The 17399-nt window shown below is 42.9% G+C and carries 17 protein-coding genes and 1 pseudogene; 6 read left to right on the top strand and 12 right to left on the bottom strand.

What is annotated here, in order from left to right:
- Positions 1-2 precede the first annotated feature (2 nt).
- The 4 genes from AWV70_RS12955 to AWV70_RS12940 form a co-directional block, all read right to left on the bottom strand.
- Positions 3-452 carry a tripartite tricarboxylate transporter TctB family protein gene (locus tag AWV70_RS12955; protein ID WP_060207744.1) on the bottom strand — a complete coding sequence of 150 codons (450 nt, stop codon included), beginning with the start codon at positions 450-452 and terminating at the stop codon, positions 3-5.
- A gap of 349 nt (positions 453-801) precedes the next feature.
- A complete protein-coding gene (locus AWV70_RS12950; RefSeq protein ID WP_201024366.1) occupies positions 802-1812 on the bottom strand; it encodes a Bug family tripartite tricarboxylate transporter substrate binding protein in 1011 nt (336 codons plus the stop codon).
- Positions 1813-1958: 146 nt separating this feature from the next.
- Positions 1959-2645, bottom strand: coding sequence for a response regulator (locus tag AWV70_RS12945; RefSeq protein WP_060207739.1), 687 nt, complete (start codon positions 2643-2645; stop codon positions 1959-1961).
- The gene (locus AWV70_RS12940) at positions 2646-4238 is read right to left on the bottom strand and encodes an ATP-binding protein (RefSeq protein ID WP_082713614.1); all 1593 of its coding nucleotides are present in this window, start codon (positions 4236-4238) and stop codon (positions 2646-2648) included. It lies immediately after the preceding gene.
- Between the two features lie 162 nt (positions 4239-4400).
- On the opposite strand from AWV70_RS12940, the gene AWV70_RS12935 reads away from it, so the two are divergent.
- A complete protein-coding gene (locus AWV70_RS12935; RefSeq protein ID WP_060207836.1) occupies positions 4401-4622 on the top strand; it encodes a hypothetical protein in 222 nt (73 codons plus the stop codon).
- Between the two features lie 162 nt (positions 4623-4784).
- Positions 4785-4925, top strand: coding sequence for a hypothetical protein (locus AWV70_RS24160; protein ID WP_201024365.1), 141 nt, complete (start codon positions 4785-4787; stop codon positions 4923-4925).
- Between the two features lie 110 nt (positions 4926-5035).
- Here AWV70_RS24160 and phnX read toward each other — a convergent pair whose 3' ends face one another.
- The 5 genes from phnX to AWV70_RS12910 are packed head-to-tail and all read right to left on the bottom strand — an operon-like array spanning position 5036 to position 10333.
- On the bottom strand, positions 5036-5857 hold the full coding sequence (phnX, locus tag AWV70_RS12930; RefSeq protein WP_060207736.1) for a phosphonoacetaldehyde hydrolase: 822 nt from the start codon (positions 5855-5857) through the stop codon (positions 5036-5038).
- Positions 5854-6948: a 2-aminoethylphosphonate--pyruvate transaminase gene (gene phnW / locus AWV70_RS12925; RefSeq protein WP_060207732.1), complete on the bottom strand. Its 1095-nt coding sequence runs from the start codon at positions 6946-6948 to the stop codon at positions 5854-5856. Before phnW ends, phnX begins: the two co-directional genes overlap by 4 nt.
- A 20-nt stretch (positions 6949-6968) precedes the next feature.
- Positions 6969-7955: an extracellular solute-binding protein gene (locus tag AWV70_RS12920; protein ID WP_414714837.1), complete on the bottom strand. Its 987-nt coding sequence runs from the start codon at positions 7953-7955 to the stop codon at positions 6969-6971.
- A gap of 13 nt (positions 7956-7968) precedes the next feature.
- A complete protein-coding gene (locus tag AWV70_RS12915) occupies positions 7969-9588 on the bottom strand; it encodes an ABC transporter permease subunit (RefSeq protein ID WP_060207727.1) in 1620 nt (539 codons plus the stop codon).
- Entirely contained in the window at positions 9581-10333 is a 753-nt protein-coding gene (locus AWV70_RS12910) for an ABC transporter ATP-binding protein (protein WP_060207724.1), read from the bottom strand. Before AWV70_RS12910 ends, AWV70_RS12915 begins: the two co-directional genes overlap by 8 nt.
- Before the next feature lie 205 nt (positions 10334-10538).
- On the opposite strand from AWV70_RS12910, the gene AWV70_RS12905 reads away from it, so the two are divergent.
- Positions 10539-11312 carry a DeoR/GlpR family DNA-binding transcription regulator gene (locus AWV70_RS12905; protein ID WP_060207721.1) on the top strand — a complete coding sequence of 258 codons (774 nt, stop codon included), beginning with the start codon at positions 10539-10541 and terminating at the stop codon, positions 11310-11312.
- A gap of 134 nt (positions 11313-11446) precedes the next feature.
- Positions 11447-11953 carry a hypothetical protein gene (locus tag AWV70_RS12900; RefSeq protein ID WP_060207718.1) on the top strand — a complete coding sequence of 169 codons (507 nt, stop codon included), beginning with the start codon at positions 11447-11449 and terminating at the stop codon, positions 11951-11953.
- Between the two features lie 92 nt (positions 11954-12045).
- Here the strand turns inward: AWV70_RS12900 and AWV70_RS12895 are convergent, their stop codons facing one another.
- From AWV70_RS12895 to AWV70_RS12885, 3 genes are all read right to left on the bottom strand, one after another.
- Positions 12046-13365 carry an acetamidase/formamidase family protein gene (locus AWV70_RS12895; RefSeq protein ID WP_060207715.1) on the bottom strand — a complete coding sequence of 440 codons (1320 nt, stop codon included), beginning with the start codon at positions 13363-13365 and terminating at the stop codon, positions 12046-12048.
- A 191-nt stretch (positions 13366-13556) separates the two neighbouring features.
- A complete protein-coding gene (locus AWV70_RS12890; protein ID WP_060207712.1) occupies positions 13557-14966 on the bottom strand; it encodes a tetratricopeptide repeat-containing diguanylate cyclase in 1410 nt (469 codons plus the stop codon).
- A gap of 165 nt (positions 14967-15131) precedes the next feature.
- A complete protein-coding gene (locus AWV70_RS12885) occupies positions 15132-15368 on the bottom strand; it encodes a hypothetical protein (RefSeq protein WP_060207709.1) in 237 nt (78 codons plus the stop codon).
- A 351-nt stretch (positions 15369-15719) separates the two neighbouring features.
- On the opposite strand from AWV70_RS12885, the gene AWV70_RS12880 reads away from it, so the two are divergent.
- Both AWV70_RS12880 and AWV70_RS24600 read left to right on the top strand, forming a co-directional pair.
- Positions 15720-16613, top strand: a complete 894-nt coding sequence (locus tag AWV70_RS12880; RefSeq protein WP_082713612.1) for a PucR family transcriptional regulator — start codon at positions 15720-15722, stop codon at positions 16611-16613.
- Positions 16614-16722: 109 nt separating this feature from the next.
- Positions 16723-17399 (top strand): annotated as a pseudogene (locus tag AWV70_RS24600) (ABC transporter ATP-binding protein); the annotation flags it as partial.

Here is a 17399-nt window from a genome sequence, read left to right as displayed (position 1 = left end):
TCTTAAAACCTAGGGAATCCGGGCAATGAGCCGCCAAGAAATTCCGCAAAGAAATAATAAACGCCAAATGAAAACACCGCAGCGATAATGAGACTTGGCACGATCCTGCCGCGTTCCATCGTCTGGAATGCGACGAGCAAAAAGAGGAATGTTGAAATGACATACCCGATCTTCTCCAATAAGAATGCATACAATGCTGCGCTCACGAGAATGATGAGGAACTTTTTATATTGTAGTTTTTCTGTGGACGCTGCTTCCGTTTTGTATTTGAAAGTTTCGTACAGCAACCGTATACTCAATAAAATCAAAATGATGCCTAGCCCTAACGGAAAGATTTTCGGTCCGACCGTTGACCCGTATGCACTGCTCGCAATCTTCGAACTTTCGATTACAAATAAAAGACCGATTAGTAAAAAAGCGATGCTTGCATATCGATCGAATGTTTTACTCATAGTCTTTAACACCTCCCTATAAAAAAAGCGAATGGCGCCTGCTTAGAAGCGACAGGCAAAGCCGTAACGAAGAACGGCTTTTGCGAGTAAAAGCGAAGCGTTAGGAGCAATGCCTTTTGCCACAGATCAGCTTTGACTTATGACCCCGAGCTTCTGGCGCCAGTAGCTGGATTGAAAATGGCGGCCGTTCAAGCCGCCAGAACACGTTTTATCCCGCTTTAACTGTCTGTAAGATCCCCACTTCTAAAAATAACTAGGAATATAATATTAGTGGGGATCAACAGCCAGTAAAAGCCCGATTGGTTCAACTAACAATCAGTGGAAGACCACCACTGATTGAAGTTTCACCTTACTTTTGCATGCCAAGTGCTGTCAGTAGTTCGACGATCACCTTGTCTTGGTCCTCCAAGTACTTCGTAAAGTCTTCCGAGCTGCGGTATTCGCTTTCCCAGCCGTTTCTTTCAAGTTCGGCTTTCCACTCATCTGTCTCGATCATTGCTTTCAATTTTTCCGCCCAATAATCGACTGCTGCATCGGTCATTTCCTTCGGTCCGAAAAGTCCGCGCCAAATTGTGAACTCTGCGTCAATGCCTTCTTCTTTGAATGTCGGCACTTCAGTCAATTCGCCACCGAGGCGTTCCGATGAACTGACAGCAAGAACGCGAACATCACCGGATTTAACGTATTGACCAATTGTTGATGCATCCGTGGCAATAACATCCGCATTTCCGCCGAGCAATGCCGCAACAGCTTCTCCTCCGCCATCATAAGATACATATTTCACAGTTTTCGGATCGATTCCATATTCGAAAGCAGGCAGGACACCTACAAGATGGTCCATCGAACCAGGTGCCGATCCGCCGGCAAGCGTGACTGATTTAGCATCGTTTTTAATAGCTTCCAATACATCCTTCAGCGTTTTGAATTCTGAATCTGCTTTCACGACAATCGCGCCGTAATCGCGTGTCAACTGTGCCAATGGAGTTGTATCTTTATAGCCGTATGGGCTGTTTCCTTCTGCTTTGTTGTTATTGATGAGAAGCGGTGGACTTTTTACAAGCAACGCATAGTCATTCTTCACTTCTTTCGTTGCAAACTCCGCCATGTAAACGGCACCGCCACCACCTGGTTTATTCTCAACCGTGATCGGTTTTTCAATCAGTTTTGTATCATTCATCGTTTTCGCAATCGCACGGGCGGTCAAATCCCATCCACCGCCTGCCCCAGATGGTGCGACGATTGTTATGTTACGCTCCGGATATTTCGAAGAGCTCCCCTCTGCTCCATCATTCTTTGAACATGCTGCAAGGCTGAACGCCAATACACCGGTCAAAGCAACTGTCGTAAGTTTCTTCCACATGACCATATATCCCCCTTTAAAATAAAAATATGATAGCGCTTTCAAACGCTATCATAAATTTATCAGAAAGTTGATTTTTTTCAATGTTTGTGGTCATAAGTTCGATATTGGGCGTAAACATCATTTTGTTCATAAAGTTCACACCGTTAGTGAATGAAATACCTTCTTTCAGGACGTCCAACTGAACCGTAAATAAGTTCGGTATGTGCCTGTTTTTCTGAAACGAGGTACTCCAAATAACGCCTGGCCGTCGACCGGCTAACACCGATATCCACACCGAGCGTTTCTGCAGTAATTCCCCCCTCAATCTGTTTCATATGTTTGACGACTTTCTCTTTCGTTATTGGGTCAATCCCTTTCGGCGGGAGGGAATCCATGTGTTCGGCTGACGGTACATTTGTTTTATTCCACAAGAACTGGATGGAGTCCTCTTTCATGACCCCGACAGCTGCAAGCTTCTCTTGTTTCGCTTTGTAAGAAAGTAGGCTTCCCTTGAACCGATCGAATGTGAGCGGCTTCAATATATAATCGGCAACACCGCGGCGGTATGCTTTTTTCACAATATCGACTTCAGCGGCAGCCGTTATGAAGATAATATCTGTTTCAGGGCTGTTTTCATGGATGAAACCCATAATCTCCGTACCGAGCGCATCTGGCAAATAAACATCGAGCAGCACAAGATCCGGGGACAATGCTTGCACCCAATCCTTCGCTTCCTCACCGGTATGCGCGGCCCCGACAACGGTAAAACCTTCAATTTTATCGATAAATCGACGATGAATATCAGCAATCCGTTTATCATCTTCAATGATAAGAATTTCAATCGGTCTCACTCAATTTCCCCCTTTCCGAATAGAGATGATGAACAGTGCGCCGCCTAAATCTCCTTTTTCTACTGTTATGGAGCCGCCCAAATCTTCGACGTACTCCGCCACTTTTAAAAGCCCATAGCCTCGGTCTTCCACATCTTTCGTTGACACTTTTTCTCTGAATAAATCATCCAACACTTCATTTGCAATGCCTTTTCCTGAATCCTCCACTTCGAACAATATCTCTCTTCCATTATCCAAAATGAAAAGGCGGACCATCCGTTTCACTTCTGGATTCATTTCGACTGCTTCAAATGCGTTCGTCACTAGATTCCCGATAATAGATACAAAATGAGTTTTCTCCAAATGGGACGGCAGCTCTTTCAGGAAGCTATCTTCATCAAGCAGGAAACGGACTTTCAATTCCCGCGCACGATTGAAGAAGCCGATAACGATTCCGCCAAGGAAAGGATCTTGCAATCGCTTCGTCACAAACTGGATGAGTGATTGGTGCTCAGCTGTTTCGTCATGGATCAGGCTAATCGCCTCGTCATAGGAATGCAATTGGATGAGTCCTGAAATCGTATAAAGGAAATTATTATATTCATGCGTCTGCGCACGAAGCGCCTCAGTATACCGTTTCACTTGCGACAATTCCATAGATAGTTGATCGATTTCAGATTGAAGACGGAACGTCGATACCGCGCCGATGATCCGGTCGTCTGCATGAATCGGGACACGGTTGACGATCACTTTCTTCCCGTGGATTTCCATCGGCCGGTCAAGATGCCGCTCCCCCGTTTCAAGCACTTTCGGCAATAATGTGTTTGGTAGTACTTCTTGAATCGTCTTGCCGATCAGTTCCGTCTGGCCGGGAATTGAAAGCGTGTCATAGGCTGCCGCATTCACCGTCGTAATGATCCCTTTCGCATCGACCATAATAATGCCTTCTCGGACAGACTCGATAAGTGCATTCCGTTCTGTAAATGAATTAGCGATTTCCCAAGGCTCCAAATCAAATAGTTCTTTCTTAATATTACGTGCCAAGACGCTCGAACCGATGATGCCGAGACCAATGGCGATGAGCACGATATACGAAATATTATCGATGTACTGAAAGAATATGGACGAAATATCTTCATTCAAATAACCGACAGAAATGACACCGACAATATCGCCTTGCTCATTGAAGACAGGCGTTTTTCCACGGAGGGCGGGACCAAGAGTTCCAGTCGCCTTCGAAACATAGGACTCTCCAAAGTGAAGTGCGCGTTCGTTGTCGTCACCGACCATTTTTTGACCAATTCGATCAACAACCGGATGGGCATACCGGATGCCTTCACTGTTTCCGATGACTACATATTCGGCTTCGGTTTGCTGTCGGACGGCTTCGGCGATCGGCTGCAGCAGCCTGGATGGATCGTCCTCTTCAAATGCCGCACGGACATCAGGCCGGGATGCCGTCGTTTTGGCAATACTCAGCGCACGGACACCAATCTGTTTCTCAATTCCATTCGACATCGTGAAGTAGAACGAAATGCCGATAATGATTGCTATGAGGGAAACGAACAAGGCGCCATATGAAAATATGCGTGATTGCAAGGACATAGGTTTCATGCGAATCATCTCTCTATCTGAAAGTATAGATGCTAATTGGATGGGGTTTCATCGAGAAATCCGTTTCTCTCTATGTTACACTATTGGGAATTATGGGGGAATAGGGGAATCAATTCGGATGGATGCGGGCACGATATCATTGATGGAAAGGAGTATGCCGCAATGAAAGAATTCAAAATCACCTATTTTTTCGATAAGGAACATTACATACGGCGCTTCATACATACCGATTCGTTGGAAAGCGCCGAACAGTTCGTCAAATCCGAACGGGACCAATACATTTACTTCCGCGACAGCCGGGGAATCTACCATGAGTTTCACACCGGCAAAGTGCGGGTCTTGCAAGTGTCGGAGTATTTTCGGGAGGATAAAAAGAAAAGATGAAAGGCTGTCCCGTGTGATTCGGGACAGCCTTTTACTTCTTTTGAAGTCTTATGCGATTAATTGAGCCCTTGAAAGAATAATTGAGCCCTTGTTTAAAAACAAATGAATAATTAATAATAGTCTGCACAAAATAACTCGAGTCTAATTTGAGGAGGGATAAGAATGAAATCCAAAAAATTTCTTCTTCCGTTTATGTCGGTTATTTTATCAGCGGGCTTACTATACGGCTGCAACGGCGTTGATGAAGATGAGCCAGATCCGACGGAAGAGCCTTCGGAGCAGCGCGAAGATAATAGTCAATAATGTGCTATGTAGCACCGTTCAAGGCGGTGCTTTTTTAATGCCCACAATATAAAAGAGGAGGTGGCTAATCATTAATTGACTAGCCGACCTCTCTCACGTATGTCATCTGCTTAATGTTGGATAGAATGAGGTCTTTTACCTTCTGATATTTGATTAGAAATTGTTTCAATCAGCTCTGGAAGTTCACGTATCGTTCGGATTGTAAAGTCCGCTCCCTTTTCTTTAAATCGGCGTGCTGTTTTATCGATAATTGCTTCTTGATCGGCTTGTGCCGATGCTTTATATTCATCTAAACTTAAGCCCATTTCCGAACTGCCAATCACGACACCGACTGACCAAACACCGGCATTCACACCTTCTTGTATATCTGCAATCGTGTCGCCCACTTTTATGACTTTCCAAGGTGCGGATAGTTTCAGTTGTTCCATATTACGGAAAATCATATACGGATACGGCCGGCCAACCCCGTTCGTGTCATCTGGGGTTACATAATAATCCGGCTCATAACCGTTTTTCAAAGCTTGCGGAACGACGACGTCCATCATCGTCGCTGTATAGCCTGTTGTCGAGCCGATCTTCAATTCTAGCTTCCGCAACGCTTCAACCGTCTCAAGGACTCCCGGGATTGGATTTGTATAATCCGCCAATGAAGCCATCAGTGCAGGTTCAAATTTAGCATACAAATTTTCAACATCTTGTTCGTTAAAAGGTCTTCCATATTTCTCTTTCCATAATTCAGAGATTCTCGGCATGGACAACATCTCGCGGATGTGATCGATTTTCAACATCCCCATTGGCCCTCTCGCTTCTTCCATCGTGACATCAATTCCCGCATTTTTAAAGATCTCAACAAATACATTAACAGGTGCAAAGCAGCCAAAATCAACTGTCGTCCCAGCCCAATCGAAAATTACGCCTTCTACTCTGTTCATAGTGCCACCACTTTCATATAGTTTTCTATTATCGAGCAGAGCTCTCGTATATCTTCTTCATAGATTTCACCGATATTGCCAATCCGGAATGTATCTACATCTGTCAGCTTTCCAGGATAGATGACGTACCCTTTCGCCTTTACATAGGAATAGAAATCTTCGAAGCTGAATTGTTCATTTGGAAAAAGAAAGGTTGTAATGATCGGCGATTGCTTTTCAGCTGTAATATAAGCATGGATATTCATTTTTTCCAACCGCTCCCGCAACAGGCGATTATTTTGTTGATAACGGGCAAACCGGGCCGGGATGCCGCCTTCTTCCACTAACTCTTCCAGCGCCTTCGCGAATGCAGCCACTACATGCGTCGGTGACGTATAACGCCATTTCCCATCCTTGTCCATCTCTTTCCATTGGTCATATAAGTCGAGCGATAAACTCCTCGCATTCCCTTCACAGGCGACAAGCTTTTCAATCTTGGCAATGACAAAGCCGAATCCTGGTACACCTTGGATGCATTTATTTGCACTGCTGACCAAATAGTCGATCCCTAGTTCAGCTACATTGATGTCGATACCGCCAAAACTGCTCATTGCATCAATGATCAACGTCTTGTCAAATTCCTTAGCAAGGTTCGAAATCATCTCGATCGGATTCAAAATACCTGTCGTCGTTTCACAATGTACCATGACAATATGGGTAATCTGCTGATCTTCTTCTAAAATACGTCTTATGTCATTTTCTTCTGGAAACTCATTGTAAGCCACACTGTATTCAACATAATTCAATCCACTATATCGGGCCATCTTCACAATCCGTTCTCCATACGCACCGTTCGTTACAATAAGCACTTTATCACTTCCAGCAATTGCAGTTGTCATCACAGACTCTACAACGAACGTTCCGCTTCCTTGCATGAGCACCGTCGTATACGCATCTTTGGGAGCTGCTGCGAATTCGAGCAGTTGGGATCTGATTTTTTGCGTAATGCCCTTATAGTCTACATCCCATGTACAACGGTCAAGAAGCATTTCCTCTTTCACCGTTCTCGTCGTCGTCAATGGGCCGGGTGTTAATAATTTGTAAGTATTCATCTTGCAACACTCCTCTTAAGTTATTTTGCTGATTTAAAAAACTCTTGGTGTTGTTCTAGTAATTCCACTGTTAACGGTTGTTCAAATTCCATGGAATATGCAGGTTTGTTCATATCCGCCACCGTTTCACCTTCATAAAGCGCGACCGGGTAATGGGTTAGCAGCTCTTTTCGAGCATCTCTAATAATGACTTCTGCCATTTCCATTGCTAGTGTCGTTGTTGCGTCGTCTTTATTCACAACTGCCACTGATTCAGTCAATGAAAAATTGCCTTCAATCGGATCGACAAACTCAATCGGCAAACCGCTTTCTTTAGCCATTACCGCTTGATAGCGCAACCCGAAACCAGCAGCCACTTCTCCAGCTTGTACTTTCTTGATTGGACCTGAACCTGAACTCTCAACATGAGGACCGCTATTTGCAAGTAACTCACGAAGAACAGTCTTCCCTTCCTCTTCACCGTACTCGCTAATAATCGCTTGAACTAACAGCCACCCTGTTGAGGAATCCATGATGTTCGGAATCGACACCAACCCTTCGAATTCCGGTTCCGCTAAATCTTTAATCGATGTCGGCATCGGCAGTCCTTTTTGTTTGAGTACCTCTGTATTTACAAAAATTGAACCTGTATTCGCTAGCACCGGCGTATAATACGGTGGATGCTCTTCCAAAGCATTTGTAGTAAACGTTAAATCATTGAACATATTATGTTGCTGTTGGGCGCTTTCGATGAAATAAGAACTCATCGTCACGATGTCCGCCTCGATTTGATTGCCCTCGGCTAACAGTTTTCCACCCAATTCAGAAGTTCCTAATGATTGGAGTACATATTTCCCTTCGTACCCAGCTTCGTTCAAAGCACTTTTCATAGCTTCTGACGCCGCTTCATCACCATTCGTATAAATGACTAGCTTTTCTCCAGCCGCTTTGCTGCTACTACAAGCCGTCAATACAACGAGTAAGCTTAGTGCGACTAAGGATAACAGTGTTACCTTCAACTTTTTCACATTCATAACCCCCTCATAAATGGTTGAATTTCCTTTTTTGAAAATGATCACAAAGCAGCTTAACGACTAAATTAGTTAAAAAGATTAGTATTGACAAAATGAATATTTCATTAAATTTCGCAAAATGCTGGAGTTCTTTAATCTTGCTCGCTACTACCGAAGTTTGCGCTGTAACTAAAAAGATAATCCCACTGATCGTAACCATTGAATTGATGAAATAATAGCTGAACATCTCAATCACTGTCGATGCCGAATTGGGAAGGAGTACCCGATAGACCGTCTTCATCCAGCTATCTCCCAATAGTTCTCCCGTCGTTTCCCATATCGGATTCATTTTCGATAAAGAGTTTTTTGCCATTAAATAAGGTGTCGTAAAGTAGTGAACAATGTTACAGAGGACGATAATTGTAAATGTCCCTTTTAAACTGCTTCCATTAAAAAGAAATAAATATGACAAACCTAACACCATGCCTGGTACTGTATTCGTCATCATGGAAATAATATCAGTCGACGTTCTTCCTTTTATCGCTGTTCGCACATTTAAAACCGCCGAGCAAAACGCAATCAGCGTACCGAGTACTGCTGTCGATAATGCAATGAATAATGAATTTTGATAGACAGTCCTTACATCACTTGATTGGAATGTGTCGATTATATGTGTAAGCGTAAAGGTAAGATCATAAGGAAAACTGTGTAAAAAAGGTGCAATAAACATGACAGCAAAAATCGAAAGCATACCGATCAAAATGACAGTTGAGACAATTCCAAAGCTTACATCTCTACCTCTATGTTGCATCATCCCAATAGCGGTAAACTTGTCATAATGAAAATTAAGTTTTTCAAGGTAGTTTAACAGTAAAACACCAAATACTGCCGGTAGTAACATAAGAACCGCAATGACAGCACCATTATTAAAATCCGGGATGGAACCGAGCATCACTTGATACAACTGAGTCGCTACAACGGTATACGTCCCTCCAATGGAAGCCGGTATTCCGAAATCTGTAAAACTCAAGATGAACGCAAGTACAAAAGCTCCCCCCAAAGTTCCCAATAGCGGACGAACGATTGTATTTTTAAAACTTCTTATGACTCCATCACCCATCAAGTTTGAAACGATCATAAATTTTTTATCGATATACTTGAAAGAGTTATTAATCAGAAGAAACGCCGCCGGCAATGTATAGATGACATAGCCGATCAATAGTCCGTTAAATCCGTAAATCCCAAAAAGATTTTCCCCGGTGATCTTTGTGAGCAGCCCTTGGTTGCCGAAAGAATAGATAATCGCAAACCCATATGTAATTGTAGGCAGCAGCATCGGAATAAGGATTCCCGTTTTAATCGCTGCTTTTAATGGCTTGTATATGTTTGTACAGTTGAGGGCGTAGGCTAGGACAAATGCTAAAAAAGTCGTAATGACAGCAGTAAGACTAGAGATTTTAATGCTGTTGCCAATGGACGCCATCAGTTCTGCATTTGAAAGGACTGAAAGATAATTCGAGAGACTGAATCCATCGCTCGTTTCAAAAGAACGGACAAACAATATGCCAAGAGGCACTACGAGAAAAGCCGTAAAGAATAGTAAAATCGGGATATAGATGATTCGCATTGCCGGTTTTACATCAGGCATAGTTGTCACCAAATAAGTTATAAATATTTTGTCTCTTGATATGCAATTGCTTCAAAATGAATTCTTCAACAAAATGATTGCTTGGCTGATTGATGATTTCATGCGGTGTGCCAAATTGAGCAATTGTCCCTTCATTAATGATCACTATTTTATCTGACAACGTCAGTGCCTCTTCCGGATCATGCGTCACAATGATCGTCGTCAGTTTAAATTCTTTTGCAATTAATTGAATGCGCTGTTTTATGGATTCCTTTATGACACCGTCCAATGCACTCAGCGGCTCATCCAATAATAAAATTTTCGGTTTTGTAACTAATGTTCTCGCAAGCGCTACTCTCTGTTTCTGACCGCCCGATAATTCACCGATTTTCTTTGCTAAATGAGGTTTCAGCCCTAAGAACTCAATGTAGTCCTGGATTTCCTTCTCAGACACTACTTCCTTCTTGTTTCGTAAGCCGTATACAATATTGTCGTAAGCATTTAGATTAGGAAACAACGCGTAATCTTGAAATACGATATTAAATCCACGGCGTTTCATTGGCACATTCGTCAAATCCACATCGTTAAAGATAATTTTCCCGCGGTTCATAGTTGTTAATCCAAGAATGATATTCAATAAAGTTGTTTTCCCACTCCCGCTCGGACCTAATAGTGAAACAATCTCTCCTGTTTGAATCTCAAGATTAATATCATCTAAAACGACTTTAAGATCATATTGTTTGCTTATGTTTTGTAATTGCAGCAAACGCTCACCTCCCTAACCACAACCTCAGTATAGAGGAGAATTGTAAATACAAATCACGATTTGTGTAAATCATATGTAAATGTTGACCAACTCATTACCAAGTGTTGAACATATAATGTGTTTTATGATTTGATTTTATTGAATCGTTGACTCAGAATCAGTACACTTGAATCAAGACAATTTAACTATTCAAAGAGGTGTGTACATGTTTCCATTGGAGAGGCAAAAGAAAATTCTTGAACTACTTATCGCTAATCAGGTTATGAAGATCGCCGAATTGGCTGAAGAACTAAATGTTTCTGTTGAAACGCTTCGCAGAGATATCAATTTGCTGGCATCACAAGGGAAAATCGAGAAAATTTATGGTGGAGTTAAACTAGTTGAATGGAATTTCGGAGAGTCTTCAATCGATGTCCGTATGATCAGTCGTCTAAAAGAGAAAGAAATGATTGCACAAAAATGCAGTGAATATATCCATGATGGAGATTGTATTTATTTGGATAGCGGCTCGACGACCTACCAGATTGCAAAATATATTAAAAACAAAAAGAACCTGACTGTCATAACTAATTCAATTCCCGTAGTGAACGAATTACTCACAAGTGATATTGAACTGATCATTATCGGAGGCAAGGTAAGAAAAAAGGAAAAATCCGTTACTTCGTATGATTTTCTATTTAATTTTAATGAATTAAATATATTAAAAGCATTTATTTGTGCAAGTGGCATAACTGTTGAAAGTGGAATTTCGGACTATAATTTAGAAGAAGCAATTACGAGAAAGAAAATAATTGAGTTATCGAATGAAGTATATGTGGCTGCCGATAGTACAAAGTTCAATAAAAATGTAACCATTGGGATTGCCCCGCTTGAGAAAATCGACTATATCATTACGGATCATCATGTAACGAATGATGTGATTCATCGATTCAAAAAAACAACCACAAACTTGATTTGTGTAGATTCATCTTCAATATGAAAAAGGGAAATGCCACAGGTACATCATCTACGTGGCATTTTTCTGTATTCACACAGATTAAGCGGCTCACACAATCAATTGAAACTTTCTTATTTACCCGACCGTAATTAGTTATAACAAAGGAGTTGGGCATTTTGCCGAAATGGACTGTCTTTCAATTATTAACAATCATTTTCCTTGGTCTTTTTATAGTTGGGAAGCAAGTTTTCCAGCAAAAGATTACAGAATTTTTTTCTTTAATCAACCTTGGGATTCAACCGGCCATCGTCGCCACCTTTCTGACGATCATCGTAACGATATGGGGTTGTGCGCTTCTATTTTATTGGCAAGTTCAAAAGGGTAACCAGCTTTTCATACATAAAGTTTGGCGGATTATGCCGGCTTTATCAGGTGTACTGTTGCTTTTATCGCTCATTGGATTTCTTATTCTTGGGATGACCGTCCTTTCTAGTGTGACGCCAGAATTGCATTGGCTAATCGACATACTTATTATCTATTTTCTTGCGCTTTTCTATTTACTTGTATTGTCAATCGTTGTCAGGTATGGGACTTCAGATTTACCGGCAAACAAAATCACTACTTCCGCCAATATTGCTGTCATCTTCACGCTAATTACTTTATTTTTCATTCCAGGGATATAAACTCGTTTATAAGTTTCTGTATTTTATTACTCACCATTAATTTACTCCCATACAAAAAAGAGCGGTCAATTTCCCGCTCTTCCTACTACTTATCAATCCCTATCCCTATACTGTTCATCTACCACATCATACAAGTTCGCCTTTTCCAAATAAGCCTTCGGTGCTTGGAATGTCACGGTTACGACTCCAGGATGACGGCCGATTTCTATCGAACCTGTAATCGTTGCCCGGTTCATGATTTCCTCAACAGGCACGTCGAATAGTTTCGCAGCGCGGGCAAGTCCGTTCGCCGTTGCACCGTTCAGATCGGAGCCTGTTCCGACGACTGAAACGGGAAGACTTTCTTCAATTTCCTCCACTCCCCATTGTGCTGCGAGTGCCTTGGCGGATTGCTTTTCTGATGCAGTGAGTGGTTTTGCTGTATATGGCAAATCCTCTTCATTCGGCAAAAGAATTGGTCCTTCAATGGACAAGCCTTTCAATACATTCACTTGCAAATGTACAATCCCCGCAACGTCCGCTGTATGACCAGCAATTTCGCCGTCTCCTTGCATTGCATGCATATCCCCGATATAAACACCGCCACCCGGCACTTTCACAGGGCAGATGAGTATCGCGCCTGCACGCACACGGCTAATATCCATATGGCCATCCGTCCGATGCTCGTCCAGCTCTTCCTGCGATACCGCATATTCATGGGGCGCACCGACAAGGAAGGACCCAAAATCACCGGCATTATGCGAATCCGGTATTTTCATTGATGGTGTCGTGCCGAGTTGTCCGAGGAAAGGTCGCATTCTCGCGACTGTGCCAACAAGGTCATGTGGTGCAAATGTGACGATTGGATTTTGAACGGATGCATCCGGCGTGCGCATATATTTCCTGCCATTTTGACCGATTTTCTCTGCCGCTTCCTTCGTCACCGTCAATCCAACGTCACCGCGATCGCTGAACGTGATCGTATAACCGTTTGTGAAAATGAATGGCGTAATATCCTCATCACAAGCAGCACAGCGAATCGCTTCTTTCCCAATCCCTTTAATGACGGTTTCCGGATACATCGTTCCGCATCCAGGGCATTTTACCGCAACAAATGGGTCGCCTAGGAATCGGCCTTCCACTGGCTGGTCATGTCCTGATGATGTTGCCATCGAAGTCACTTGGATTGACTTGATCCGGATGGCAATTGCGTCACCGACCTCTGCACCTTCAACGAAAACCGGCGTCGTCACTTCATGTCCGCCTTTGATGCACGGCGTGATCATCGGGCCCCAGCATCCTGGTGCTGTATTCGCGACGATTTGCCCTCCGTCTTTCACGGGGCCGATCATTTCTTTTGCGGGATCCAATACTCCGTCAATGAATGAGTTTACAAAAAGCGTTTCAACTGGTGTTCCTACTGCAGTTTTCATCTTTCCTTCCCCCTTATCCACTAGTGCTCTATTCATTATATCAAACTTCATAATTTTGTAGTGACTCTCGATCCTTCTGCTGTTTCGTAACGATGACAGTTAGTTGAGTTGCGCTCTGTGACGCGGGGGACGTTATTTCTAACTGTGCCATGACGCGATCCAACAAAAAAAGGCCTTGCAGCCTCTTTTCCTTAACTCATTGTACAGATCCTATTTTTCCCCTCTTGTTTAGCTTGGTACAGCGCGATGTCAGCTTGGTGGAATAGATCGGTGAATGTTCGAATGGTGCCGTTTGCGTTATCGGCGACGCCGACACTGGCGGTTAATGAAATATAGATGCCATCTTTCTGGATTTTGATTGAACGGACGGCTTCAAGCAGGTTTTCAGCTTTATGTTGAGCCTCTTCGATGGAAAGGTCCCGGAGGATGATGGCGAATTCATCGCCTCCGAAACGCCCCATCAAGTCACCGCTTCTAATTTGGCTGACGCACACCTGACCGATTTTCTTGATGATTTGGTCGCCGAATATATGACCGTATGTATCATTCAAGCTTTTCAAGTTGTCGAGGTCCAGTGCGATGCACACGATGCTTTCTCCTTTAGTAACAGCCTCGGCAAGCCATTTGTCTGTCGTCGTTTCCGTATAGCTCCTATTGTATAGGCCTGTTAGAAAATCGGTGTTTGCCCGGCGTTCGATAGTTGAAATCCGATGCTTCACGCCTAACTTGACAGCAGTCATCGTCACTTCGTGCTGATGCAGGTCGCTTAACAAATCGATATATACTTTCTGGGCTTTGTAACCTCGTTGCACATCCCCCATCACTTCACAAAGCTCGCATCTCTTTTCCAAAATGCCTTTCAGTAAATTCCGGTCGTTATAGCTTTCTGCGAGTTCTTTCGCTTTGTCGTAGGCTTGCAGTGCTTCCGGATAGATTTTTTTCTTCATTAAAAAGCGTCCATACAAATCATGCACTTGCGTCTTTTCCCGGATAAATGAATCAAGAAGCGGATCATCGACCATTTCAATGACGAACTGTTCCGCTGCTTCAAGATCATTCATGCCTATCAGCGCGTTTGCGATATTTAGCTTGACCCGGAATTCTAATATGGGCGTTCTCGGGTCATGAAGTTTCGCCGCTTCCAATCCCTTTTCAGCCATGGAAAGGGCGTTTTCAAAATCATTTTCTATCGCTAAAATGGAGCTATAATTGCTATATGCATTGCTGACAATGTTGTAATGCTCGAGTGTTTTCCCGAGCTTTATGGCTCGTGCCAATGTCTTTTTCGCTTTTTCATAATCCTTGCTATACTCATGTAGCAGGAAAAGGACGTTGTAGCCATTCAATTTGTCGTCTTCATCACCATTGTCGGTGCAGTAATCGACATAAGCATCAATGCTATGGAACGCATCTTCGATGGCACCAATGCAGTAAAAGGACGCAGCGTTGTTTATATGGGCAGTCAAAATGGATTTCGGGTCATTCGCGGCTATTCCGGCTTCTAATAATTGAAAACATGCTTCAATAGTCTCCTCATATTTCCCTTCCACCCGTAGCTTCAAGACTTTTTGCTGCAATGAAACCAATTCTTCCTTCTCCATGCCCATAACCTCCATCGACAGTATTAGTTCTATATAACTGCATGACTCGTAAAATTAAATAACTCTATTACTATAGTATCATGCATTGGGTTATTGTAGTACTTCTTTGTCAGATAATATGTATGGAGCTGGATGGAACAGCTCCTTTATTTGTGGCATTTCCCCCTATTTCCTTGCTTGTCCATCCATTTTCTTGGCGAGCTTGAGGATGTCCAATTCGGCTTTATCTAACCCCCCATCCAATCTTTTCATCGTTTCGATATCAATTTTTTGATTCGCGTATTCCTTTTCGAATGAAGCAAGAAGTTCAACAGCCGGACCAACCCCTGCAAATATAGCCATGCTGCTTGCCACGACGGAGACTGCTAGAAAAATTGCGGCTATCTTTTTAATCGCGATCACCCCCTCAAGTTTAGGCTCTTTCTAATACTATACGGCTTTTTAAAGGGATAGAAAATTCAATTTTATTGATAAAATACGCTATTCACCTTTGAAAATCGCCAGTAACTAAAACGAATCAATGTGCATCGACAGATTATATTGTCAGATGCTGGGGGAACTTGGGGAAACATTCATTTTTCGCAACAGGTATAAATCGACGGGAGGAGCGGACAGCAGCTTCTGTCTGAAGTTATTCCAACCGCCCAATGGATTCCGTCAACATTATCAAGGATTTCTCTCACCCTTTCGTTCCTTTCAGCCCTATGGTTAAATAAGAATAGGATATTTTCAAAATGGAAGGGGTTTTCTGTTTTGTCCACTACTTTTAATTCTCTATTTCCCTCTCTTGAAATTTTATCGGATGCACCTTCTTACATACGCGATCATACATATCTATTTCATGATCCATCGAATAATCGTTGGATATGCATCGACAAAATGGAGGTTTCCCCACGCGACTATGACTTGTTGTCTCTCGTTTACAATGAGGTACAACCCTCTTCTGCTATTCTCAGCCCTGAAGTTGAAAAGTGGATGCGATTCCTCAATGGGGATGGCCCTCCTCCATTGAAGGATGATTCGGAGATTAGAGCTGTCCATTTGTCCTTTGCAAGAAAGGATGTTACGGAGGTAGATGTACGTGAAGCTGTGGAGGCTTTCTTCGGTAATGGTTCAATACTTTTATTCCCTTCCCCACAACAAGCGGTGCTTCTTGAACAAAAATCCGAATATATCCATAGCATAGATGACTACATTTCATTCGCCGCTATACTAGAAAGTGATTTTTTCATTAAATTAAAGATGTATATCGGAAAGTTCCATACGGCAGACAGTATGTATCCTGGGCAGTATAAAACTGAAAAGCAATGGTTTTCCAGAGGCATTTCCTCTTTGCCAGGTGAACGTATTTTCACGATGGAACGGGTTTTCCCCACCTTCCTTATGGATTCGCTTTCGGGCACGATGGAAAATGTATTAAGGAAGGAAATAACGGAACCGATCAATTACGATGTCGATATGCTGAAAACGGTTCGTCTTTTTTTCGAGAACGGATTCAATGCATCGGTCACTTCCGATAAATTACATATCCATAGAAATACGCTTAACTATCGTCTAGCAAAGTTTCAAGATATTACAGGCATTTCCGTCCGCAATTTTGACGGCGCTCTCGTCGCTTATTGCGCAAGCTTGCTCGCCATTGAATGACGTCAAACTGCACAATATGATTCTTCAAAATATTATGCACGTTGCACATACCCCGAAGGCCCCTCATTCGGTAAACTAAAACCATGTACATAACCAAGGGGTGAAGAAAATGGGAGAATTAGTTCTAGAAAACATTTATAAAAAGTACGGAGACGATGCAGTTGCGGTCTCCGACTTCAATTTGAAAGTCGAAGATCAAGAGTTCATCGTACTTGTCGGTCCTTCGGGGTGCGGTAAATCAACAACACTTCGAATGATTGCAGGTCTTGAAGAGATTTCAGAAGGCGAACTTCGCATTAACGATAAAGTGATGAATGATGTTCCGCCGAAAGACCGTGATATCGCCATGGTATTCCAAAACTATGCGCTTTATCCTCATATGACGGTCTACGATAATATGGCGTTCGGATTAAAACTTAGGAAGTTTTCCAAAGCGGAAATTGATAAGCGTGTAAAAGATGCGGCAAGCATTTTGGGGTTGGATGAATATTTGACGAGAAAGCCGAAAGCGCTGTCTGGGGGACAACGACAACGTGTTGCGCTCGGTCGTGCCATCGTGCGTGATTCCGGCTTATTCCTCATGGATGAGCCATTATCCAATCTCGATGCAAAACTGCGCGTCCAAATGCGCGCCGAAATCACGAAATTGCATCAGCGATTGAAGACGACGACCGTGTATGTAACGCACGACCAAACAGAAGCGATGACGATGGCTAGCCGTCTGGTCGTCATGAAGGATGGATTCATCCAACAGATCGGGACGCCGAAAGAGGTATATGAAAATCC

It is taken from the genome of Sporosarcina koreensis, assembly GCF_001531445.1.
Taxonomy (GTDB): Bacteria; Bacillota; Bacilli; order Bacillales_A; family Planococcaceae; genus Sporosarcina; species Sporosarcina koreensis_C.
The sequence above is the reverse complement of the archived record's forward strand: the minus strand, read 5'-3'. Positions and strand labels throughout refer to the sequence as shown.

Coding starts and splice junctions, on each gene's coding strand:
- phnW (WP_060207732.1), bottom strand. CDS start 6,948: ATGAATACTTACAAATTATTAACACCCGGCCCATTGACGACGACGAGA.
- AWV70_RS12950 (WP_201024366.1), bottom strand. CDS start 1,812: ATGTGGAAGAAACTTACGACAGTTGCTTTGACCGGTGTATTGGCGTTC.
- AWV70_RS12935 (WP_060207836.1), top strand. CDS start 4,401: ATGAAAGAATTCAAAATCACCTATTTTTTCGATAAGGAACATTACATA.
- AWV70_RS12890 (WP_060207712.1), bottom strand. CDS start 14,966: ATGGAGAAGGAAGAATTGGTTTCATTGCAGCAAAAAGTCTTGAAGCTA.
- phnX (WP_060207736.1), bottom strand. CDS start 5,857: ATGAACAGAGTAGAAGGCGTAATTTTCGATTGGGCTGGGACGACAGTT.
- AWV70_RS12915 (WP_060207727.1), bottom strand. CDS start 9,588: ATGCCTGATGTAAAACCGGCAATGCGAATCATCTATATCCCGATTTTA.
- AWV70_RS12905 (WP_060207721.1), top strand. CDS start 10,539: ATGTTTCCATTGGAGAGGCAAAAGAAAATTCTTGAACTACTTATCGCT.
- AWV70_RS12940 (WP_082713614.1), bottom strand. CDS start 4,238: ATGAAACCTATGTCCTTGCAATCACGCATATTTTCATATGGCGCCTTG.
- AWV70_RS12895 (WP_060207715.1), bottom strand. CDS start 13,365: ATGAAAACTGCAGTAGGAACACCAGTTGAAACGCTTTTTGTAAACTCA.
- AWV70_RS12955 (WP_060207744.1), bottom strand. CDS start 452: ATGAGTAAAACATTCGATCGATATGCAAGCATCGCTTTTTTACTAATC.
- AWV70_RS24160 (WP_201024365.1), top strand. CDS start 4,785: ATGAAATCCAAAAAATTTCTTCTTCCGTTTATGTCGGTTATTTTATCA.